Source organism: Staphylococcus devriesei, from assembly GCF_002902625.1.
GTDB lineage: Bacteria > Bacillota > Bacilli > Staphylococcales > Staphylococcaceae > Staphylococcus > Staphylococcus devriesei.
Map to the genome: position 1 here is coordinate 1 of NZ_PPRG01000052.1, position 8913 is coordinate 8913.

The window sequence follows — 8913 nt, forward strand, 5'->3', positions numbered from 1 at the left end:
CATGCCGAACACAGAAGTTAAGCTCCTTAGCGCCGATGGTAGTTGGATTTACGTTCCGCTAGAGTAGGACGTTGCCAGGCAATTAATATTATTCCGCAGTAGCTCAGTGGTAGAGCTATCGGCTGTTAACCGATCGGTCGTAGGTTCGAATCCTACCTGCGGAGCCATGGCTCCTTGGTCAAGCGGTTAAGACACCGCCCTTTCACGGCGGTAACACGGGTTCGAGTCCCGTAGGAGTCACCATTTTTTTGGAGAATTAGCTCAGCCGGGAGAGCATCTGCCTTACAAGCAGAGGGTCGGCGGTTCGATCCCGTCATTCTCCACCATTTATAAGTCGGAGGGGTAGCGAAGTGGCTAAACGCGGCGGACTGTAAATCCGCTCCTTCGGGTTCGGCAGTTCGAATCTGCCCCCCTCCACCATTTTAATAATGGGCTATAGCCAAGCGGTAAGGCAACGGACTTTGACTCCGTCACGCGCTGGTTCGAATCCAGCTAGCCCAGCCATTAGAGCCATTAGCTCAGTTGGTAGAGCATCTGACTTTTAATCAGAGGGTCAGAGGTTCGAATCCTCTATGGCTCACTCGTTAGCACTCCTATATGGGGTGCTATTTTTTTGTTTATTTTGTATAAATGTCTTTATTCAAAGCATATTTTTTAATACAATTTATTTGTTCATATGACAGTTATGGTTAACATTGGTATAATTATGTCTATGGAAAAATATATTCGGAGGAGATGTCATGGATTTTTCCAACTTTTTTGATAATCTTAGTACATTAAAAGTTATCACAAGTGTACTAGATTTACTTATTGTATGGTATGTCCTTTATCTTCTCATAACTGTATTTAAGGGAACTAAAGCTATACAGTTACTTAAAGGTATTTTATTTATAGTAATTGGGCAACAAGTGAGTAAAATTCTAAACTTAACTGCTACCTCTAAATTATTTGATATAGTCATTCAATGGGGAGTGTTGGCGCTTATAGTTATATTCCAACCGGAAATTAGACGCGCGCTTGAACAGTTAGGGCGTGGAAGTTTATTTAAACGGTATACTAATACTTACAGTCATGATGAAGAGAAGTTGATTCAAGCGGTGTCAAAAGCTGTGCAATACATGTCTAAAAGACGTATTGGCGCGCTTATCGTTTTTGAAAAAGAAACAGGGCTACAGGATTATATTGAAACAGGTATTGCAATGAATTCTGAAATATCGCAAGAATTATTGATAAATGTTTTTATTCCAAATACGCCTTTGCATGACGGAGCAATGATAGTCCAAAATTCTAAGATTGCAAGTGCAGCAAGTTATTTACCTTTATCAGATAGTGCTAAAATATCTAAAAGTTTAGGTACTCGGCACAGAGCAGCTGTTGGTATCTCTGAAGTATCAGATGCTTTTACAATAGTAGTTTCAGAGGAAACAGGATCTATTTCAGTTACATTTGATGGTAAATTAAGAAGAGACATTTCGACAGAAGTATTTGAAGAATTATTGGCTGAACATTGGTTTGGAACGCACTTTCAAAAGAAAGGTGTGAAATAACATGCTTGAGAGTAAGTGGGGGCTTAGATTTATAGCTTTAATATTAGCTATATTTTTCTATTTATCTGTTAACAATGTATTTGGTAATGTCTTTAGTAATGATAATTTATCACAGAACTCCTCTAAAACTATAGAAGATGTTCCTGTTGAAATACTGTATGACTCTAAAAATCTTCATGTTACTAAAGCCCCTGATACGGTCAATGTTACTATTTCAGGTCCACAGTCTAAGCTATTAAAAATTGAAGATGCTGATGATATAAAAGTTGTCGTTGATTTATCTAATGCTAAGGCTGGTAATTATAAAGAAGATTATATTCTTAAAGGTCTTAGTAACGACATTAATTATAATGTTAAGCCTAAGCGAGCTTATGTTACTTTAGAGAATAAGAAGACAAAAACAATGCATGTCCAAGCGGATATTAGTAAAAATGATATTAATTCAGATTATAAAGTAAAACATAGTTCCGTGGAACCTGATTCTGTTAAAGTCACAGGGGGTAAAGAACAACTAGATAAGATTGCATATTTAAAGGCTGCATATAAAGATGCTACTAAAATAAGTGAAGATACTTCAGATGTAGCAGACGTTATAGCCTTCGATAAGCAACTAAACAAATTAGATGTTAAAGTACAAACGGACGAAGTAAAGTTAAACGTGCAATTAGAACCTTATAGTAAAAAGGTTGATGTCAAGATTCGCACAAAGGGTAGCTTACCTAATAACAAAAGCTTAGATGACATTACGTTAGCAGATAAAGAAATAGAGCTCTATGGCAACAGAGATGAGTTACAAAATGTCAGTGAAATTGAAGGAACAGTCAACTTAGATGATGTTACTGAATCAACCGAGAAAAAAGTAGATCTAAAGTTACCTAGTAACGTTAAAAAAACTGAACCTAAAGAAGTAACAGCATATATTAATTTGAAATAAATATACATTATATAAAGGAGTATTAAAAATGGGAAAATATTTTGGTACTGATGGAGTTAGAGGTGTTGCTAACAAAGAATTAACACCTGAATTAGCATTTAAACTAGGGCGCTATGGTGGTTACGTATTGGCGCATAATAAAGGAGAAGAAAGACCTAAAGTACTAGTAGGTAGAGATACGCGCGTTTCAGGCGAAATGTTAGAATCAGCTTTAATCGCCGGCTTAGCTTCAATAGGTGCGGAAGTTATGCGTTTGGGTATTATTTCTACTCCTGGAGTAGCATACTTAACACGTGAAATGGGCGCAGAATTGGGCGTGATGATTTCAGCTTCACATAATCCAGTAGCTGACAATGGTATCAAATTCTTTGGTGGAGATGGTTTTAAATTATCAGATGATCAAGAAAATGAAATTGAAACATTACTTGATCAAGAAAATCCAGATTTACCACGACCAGTAGGTAAAGAAATTGCACATTTTTCCGATTACTATGAAGGTGCTCAAAAATACTTAAGTTACTTAAAGTCTACAATTGATGTAGATTTAGAAGGTTTAAAAATTACATTAGATGGCGCAAATGGCTCAACATCAGCACTAGCTCCATTCTTGTTCGGAGATTTAGAAGCTGATACTGAGACTATAGGTTGTAGCCCTGACGGTTATAATATTAATGATGACTGTGGATCAACACATCCTGAATTATTAGCTGAAAAGGTATTAGAAACTGAAAGTGATTTTGGTTTAGCTTTTGACGGAGATGGAGATCGCTTGATTGCTGTCGATGAAAAAGGAAACATTATTGACGGTGATCAAATCATGTTCGTTATCGGTCGAGAAATGCATAAAAATCATGAATTAAATAATGATATGATAGTATCTACTGTAATGAGTAACTTAGGTTTCTATAAAGCTCTTGAAAATGAAGGTATCAAATCTAACAAAACTAAAGTTGGAGACAGATATGTGGTAGAAGAAATGCGTCGTGGAAATTACAATTTAGGCGGCGAACAATCAGGCCATATTGTAATGATGGATTATAATACTACAGGTGATGGTTTGCTTACTGGTGTGCAACTAGCTGCAGTTATTAAAATGAGTGGTAAACCATTAAGTGAATTAGCAGCACAAATGAAAAAATATCCTCAATCATTAATTAATGTTAAAGTTACTGATAAACATCATGTAGAAGAGAATGAAGATGTTAAACAAGTAATGAATGAAGTTGAAACAGAAATGAATGGTGAAGGAAGAATTTTAGTTAGACCTTCAGGAACTGAACCGTTAGTACGTGTAATGGTAGAAGCAGCTACAGATGAAAAAGCACAAGATTACGCTCAACGTATTGCTAAAGTAGTCGAAGAAAAAATGGGTTTAGAATAAATATTTAAATAATGAGAAGGCTGAGTCGTTAATATAATAATGGCTCAGCCTTTAGTTTTATTAGTAATTAACTTCGATTCAAACACGTTTGAAACTTATTTTCTTCTTTCGTACTATCATAATGTAAATTCTATAAATATAGCTGTTAATTATTATATAAAAACGCTTACATATTCAGGATTTTAATTTTTGATTTTTAAAAAATATAATAATTCTAATTAGTTAATCATTTAATATAGTTATATGCCGTATATTGTTTAAAAAAATATAAAATAAATGTGAAAGTATTTGCATTCGTTTGTTTGAAAAGTGTAAAATAAATAATATTGAAAGGAGGAAAAATAAATAAATAACTAAAGCGCCAGGGCAATTAATTGGTGTATCAATCATTAAGAATTAAATATGAGAATTCTTATAGATCATCCGTTTAAATTGCAGACGAGGAGAATAGTCATCGAATATATCGGCGGGTACTATTCCGGATGAAGGCACATTCGTAAGCTTATTAATTAAAACATTTAGGTGACTAAATGCACAAAAATAATAAGAATGCCTATAATGAATAATTTTTATAGAACTAAAAATGGTTAAACAGGGTAAGGAAGTTAGAGATTTAAATTAAAGTATAACTAAATTTTATTACACAACTCTAGAATCTCTTATCAAGTAAAATAATAATTTTATATAACAGATAAAATTATTATAGCCATTAAATATGGAGGGAAATTTTATGTGCGGAATTGTAGGATATATTGGTTATGATAATGCCAAAGAATTATTATTGTCAGGTTTAGAAAAATTAGAATACAGAGGATATGACTCTGCTGGTATTGCTGTAGCAAACGAAGAAGGCACTACAGTATTTAAAGAAAAAGGTCGTATTGCTGAATTAAGAGGAGTTGCAGACGATAATGACACTGATGGTCACGTTGGTATCGGTCACACTCGTTGGGCAACACATGGTGTACCAAGTACAGTAAACTCTCATCCACATCAATCAACTAATGAACGTTTTACATTAGTTCATAACGGCGTTATTGAAAACTATGAAGAGTTAAAAAATGAGTATTTATCAGATGTAACATTCCAATCTGAAACAGATACTGAAGTCATTGTTCAATTAGTTGAACATTTTTCAAATAAAGGTTTAGAAACTGAAGAAGCATTCACTAAAGTAGTATCGTTATTACATGGTTCATATGCTTTAGGACTATTAGATAACCAAGACAACGATATTATTTATGTAGCTAAAAATAAATCACCATTATTAGTTGGTGTAGGCGAAGGTTTCAATGTTATCGCATCAGATGCTTTAGCAATGATTAAAGTAACTAATAAATACAAAGAAATTCATGACCATGAAATTGTAATTGTTAAAAAAGATAGCGTTACAATTAAAGATCAAGAAGGAAATGTTCAAGATCGTGACACATATACTGCTCAAATCGATGCATCAGATGCTGAAAAAGGTATTTATGATCATTACATGTTAAAAGAAATTAACGAACAACCAGCAGTAATGCGTCGTATTATCCAAGAATATGAAGATGATAATGGCGATTTAAAAATCGATCCAGAAATCGTTAAAGATGTAGCGGCAGCAGACCGTATTTACATTATCGCTGCAGGAACAAGTTACCATGCGGGATTAGTTGGTAAAGAATACCTTGAAAAATGGGCTGGCGTACCTACTGAAGTACATGTAGCTTCAGAATTCGTATATAATATGCCTTTATTATCTGAAAAACCATTATTCATCTATATTTCACAATCAGGTGAAACAGCAGATAGCCGTGCTGTGTTAGTTGAAACAAACAAATTAGGTCACAAATCATTAACAGTGACAAACGTAGCAGGTTCAACATTATCACGTGAAGCGGACCACACATTATTATTACATGCTGGCCCAGAAATCGCAGTTGCTTCTACTAAAGCATATACTGCTCAAATTGCAGTATTGTCTATCTTATCTCAAGTAGTTGCCCAAGCGCATGGTCGCGATAATGATATCGACTTACTTAGAGAATTAGCTAAAGTTACTACAGCGATTGAAACAATCGTTGACGATACACCTAAAATGGAACAAATTGCTAAAGATTTCTTAGAAACTACACGCAATGCATTCTTCATCGGACGTACAATGGACTATAACGTAAGCTTAGAAGGTTCATTAAAACTTAAAGAAATTTCATATATTCAAGCTGAAGGATTTGCAGGTGGCGAATTAAAACATGGTACAATTGCTTTAATTGAAGACCAAACGCCAGTGATTGCACTATCTACACAAGAAAATGTTAACTTATCAATTCGTGGTAATGTTAAAGAAGTAGCAGCTCGTGGTGCAAACCCATGTATCATCTCTATGGAAGGTTTAGAGAAAGAAGGAGACACTTATGTTATCCCTCATGTTCATGAACTATTAACACCATTAGTTTCAGTAGTTACAATGCAATTAATTGCGTATTATGCTGCGTTACACAGAGATTTAGACGTAGATAAACCACGTAACTTAGCTAAATCTGTTACAGTTGAATAATATTGTTTTAACTACAGGAGGCTGAGCCATTAATAAAAAAATGGTTCAGCCTTTAGTTATGGCAGTAGTTGTCTGAAATGAAGATGCGTTCGAGCCTCACTTTCTTCATTCCTAGTCAACCTTTCCAGGGTGGGACGACAAAATCTTTGATATTACATTAGATTTCTGTTCCACTCCCTTTTATTTTAATTAATAAGTGGGTATTCAGTATAGTCTTTAGTGTTGCTTCTATTTTTATTTTAGAAAAATTAGTTTATTTTAAAATAATATTGTAATTGCACTTTCAGGTAAATAGTGACACAATTTTAAGAAAGATAAGTAAAGGAGAAGACAAAGATGACATTAGAACACATAAAAGCGATATTTTTAGATATGGATGGCACAATCTTGCATGAAGATAATAAAGCTACAAACAAAACTAAGTCTGTCATTGATCAATTAAGAGAAAACGGATATAAAGTGTTTCTTGCTACAGGACGTTCATATTCTGAAATTCATAACTTAGTTCCTGAAAATTTCGAGGTTGATGGAATTATAAGTTCTAACGGGACAAGTGGGGAAATTAATGATAACAATCTATTTAAACATAGTTTAACTACAGATAGTGTGAAACGTATTGTATCTTTAGCTCAACAACAAGAAATATATTATGAAGTATTCCCATTTGATAAAGCTAGAATTTCTCTAAAAGAAGATCAATTATGGATGAATAATATGATTCAAGGTGCTACTCCTCCGAATAACGTAAGTGAGAGTGAATGGAAATCACGTCTAGATGCCATGGCAGGGAAGATTGATTGGCGAGATGAAATTCCTGAAGATGACTATGCTAAAATCTACTTATTTACTACTAACTTAGAGAAGATTACTAACTTCAGAGACGAACTTATTCAAAATCAAGTATTATTAAATATTAGTGTTTCAAACTCTTCACGATTCAATGCTGAAACAATGGCTTATAACACTGATAAGAGTACAGGTATTAAAGAAATGATTAGTCACTTTGGAATCAAACAAGAAGAGACCCTTGTCATTGGCGACAGTGACAATGATAGAGCAATGTTTGCTTTTGGTGGATATAGTGTAGCAATGAGTAATGCTAGACCAGAAATTAAAGCTATTACTGACGAATCCACGCAGTTTACTAATGAAGAAGACGGGGCAGCATTATATTTAGAAGATAAATTTTTAAAATAACTACATTAAATGAATTCTATTTTGCTGTAAATTGAAGTAACCCTCAAATGATATTATTAAAGATATCATTTGAGGGTTACTCATTTAATCTAACCTCTTATATTCTATTTATCTTTATTCATATGATTATCAACATGATTTTTAGCGTCATCAGAATGATATTTTACTTTATTAGTTGCATCACTTGTTTTAGTATGAACATCATCTTTAACACTAGATGACGTTTTAGTAGTATGATTATTTACTTCTTTATTAGTTAGTGTAGTTTTATTTTCTTCTACATCGTGTTTAGCTTTTTTATCTTTCTTCTTAGTTTTAGAAGTTGGATTTAACTTTTCACCACGTTTTACGAAGTAATAAACAATACCCATTATAATAATATAGTATAGAACGAAGCGTAAAATTATGATAATAATTTGAGCAACATATAAGATTACTTGCGCAACTTTTTGAGACATATTACCAGTTGCCACTGAGATTAATGTACCAAGTGGTTGAGTAATAAGTATAATGATTAAATTAAGCAGGATTACTGCAATAAAGAATTTTAACCACGTTTTATGTCCATTTTTAATACCTTTGAAACCATCTTTAAAATGGTCTAACGCTTTTGAATGGCCATCTTGAGCTAATGATGCTGTGTAATTAATCATAAGTATAAAGAAGAACCAAGATACTAATGATGTGATTAAGCCCATGATAACTACTAGAATAATTTGTACTGTTAATAAGATTGCAATAGCATTATCAGATGAACTTACTGCTGATTGAACAGAAGTGAATAATGGCGTTAATGCAAAATTAAATAAACGATTTAAAGCCATAATAAGCAAGTACATAATTACAAAAATTACTATTGAGATAAGCGCTAGAATAATGCTTTTACCGTATTTACCTTTCTTAAAGACGAAAAATAAATCAGTAAATTGAATTTTTTCTTTTTTAACAGCTTTAGCAATAACATTAATTGCGCCAGCAAGTAATTGGTAACCTGCAAATATGAAGAATAATAACCCTATAAGTAGAGCTAATATCATTATAAATAAGTATGAACCCGGTGACTGTTGTAATTGCGCTGCTAGTTGCATTTGCATAAAGTATTGCATAAAGAATGTTCTAGCAACAACAAAAACCGCAAATACGACTATAAAGCTTACTATACTAAAAAGAATAGTCTTTAAAATTTGCGGCATAGCATTTTTTAATGCCGAACTATGATATTTGAACAAAGATAAGCACTCCTTTTCTGTAATATAAATACAATATCAAAATTTATGATTTTTTTAAAACAATATCTAACATATTGATGAATTAAGTG

The 8913-nt window shown here is 33.1% G+C and carries 6 protein-coding genes, 6 tRNA genes and 1 rRNA gene; 12 read left to right on the plus strand and 1 reads right to left on the minus strand.

Annotated features, from left to right (window positions below; all coding sequences use genetic code 11):
* The 12 genes from rrf to CD147_RS08735 all read left to right on the plus strand — a co-directional run.
* Positions 1-80 (plus strand): 5S ribosomal RNA (gene rrf, locus CD147_RS12635); the annotation flags it as partial.
* A gap of 12 nt (positions 81-92) precedes the next feature.
* Positions 93-167, plus strand: a tRNA-Asn gene (locus CD147_RS08685).
* Position 168: 1 nt separating this feature from the next.
* A tRNA-Glu gene (locus CD147_RS08690) sits at positions 169-243 on the plus strand.
* A 7-nt stretch (positions 244-250) separates the two neighbouring features.
* Positions 251-326: transfer RNA gene (locus tag CD147_RS08695), tRNA-Val, on the plus strand.
* Between the two features lie 10 nt (positions 327-336).
* Positions 337-420: transfer RNA gene (locus CD147_RS08700), tRNA-Tyr, on the plus strand.
* A 9-nt stretch (positions 421-429) separates the two neighbouring features.
* Positions 430-504 (plus strand) — tRNA-Gln (locus tag CD147_RS08705).
* A 3-nt stretch (positions 505-507) separates the two neighbouring features.
* Positions 508-580: transfer RNA gene (locus CD147_RS08710), tRNA-Lys, on the plus strand.
* A gap of 160 nt (positions 581-740) precedes the next feature.
* A complete protein-coding gene (cdaA, locus tag CD147_RS08715) occupies positions 741-1547 on the plus strand; it encodes a diadenylate cyclase CdaA (RefSeq protein ID WP_103167007.1) in 807 nt (268 codons plus the stop codon).
* Between the two features lies 1 nt (position 1548).
* Positions 1549-2481, plus strand: a complete 933-nt coding sequence (locus CD147_RS08720) for a CdaR family protein (RefSeq protein ID WP_103167008.1) — start codon at positions 1549-1551, stop codon at positions 2479-2481.
* Positions 2482-2509: 28 nt separating this feature from the next.
* Positions 2510-3862 (plus strand): phosphoglucosamine mutase, encoded by a 1353-nt coding sequence (gene glmM / locus CD147_RS08725; RefSeq protein WP_103167009.1) that lies wholly within the window; start codon positions 2510-2512, stop codon positions 3860-3862.
* Positions 3863-4592: 730 nt separating this feature from the next.
* A complete protein-coding gene (gene glmS, locus CD147_RS08730) occupies positions 4593-6398 on the plus strand; it encodes a glutamine--fructose-6-phosphate transaminase (isomerizing) (protein ID WP_103167010.1) in 1806 nt (601 codons plus the stop codon).
* Between the two features lie 336 nt (positions 6399-6734).
* Complete coding sequence (locus CD147_RS08735; RefSeq protein WP_103167011.1) at positions 6735-7595, plus strand: HAD family hydrolase; 861 nt, start codon at positions 6735-6737, stop codon at positions 7593-7595.
* A 104-nt stretch (positions 7596-7699) separates the two neighbouring features.
* Here CD147_RS08735 and CD147_RS08740 read toward each other — a convergent pair whose 3' ends face one another.
* Positions 7700-8824: a DUF6681 family protein gene (locus CD147_RS08740; protein ID WP_103167012.1), complete on the minus strand. Its 1125-nt coding sequence runs from the start codon at positions 8822-8824 to the stop codon at positions 7700-7702.
* Between the last annotated feature and the right edge of the window lie 89 nt (positions 8825-8913).

Coding starts and splice junctions, on each gene's coding strand:
- cdaA (WP_103167007.1), top strand. CDS start 741: ATGGATTTTTCCAACTTTTTTGATAATCTTAGTACATTAAAAGTTATC.
- CD147_RS08720 (WP_103167008.1), top strand. CDS start 1,549: ATGCTTGAGAGTAAGTGGGGGCTTAGATTTATAGCTTTAATATTAGCT.
- glmM (WP_103167009.1), top strand. CDS start 2,510: ATGGGAAAATATTTTGGTACTGATGGAGTTAGAGGTGTTGCTAACAAA.
- glmS (WP_103167010.1), top strand. CDS start 4,593: ATGTGCGGAATTGTAGGATATATTGGTTATGATAATGCCAAAGAATTA.
- CD147_RS08735 (WP_103167011.1), top strand. CDS start 6,735: ATGACATTAGAACACATAAAAGCGATATTTTTAGATATGGATGGCACA.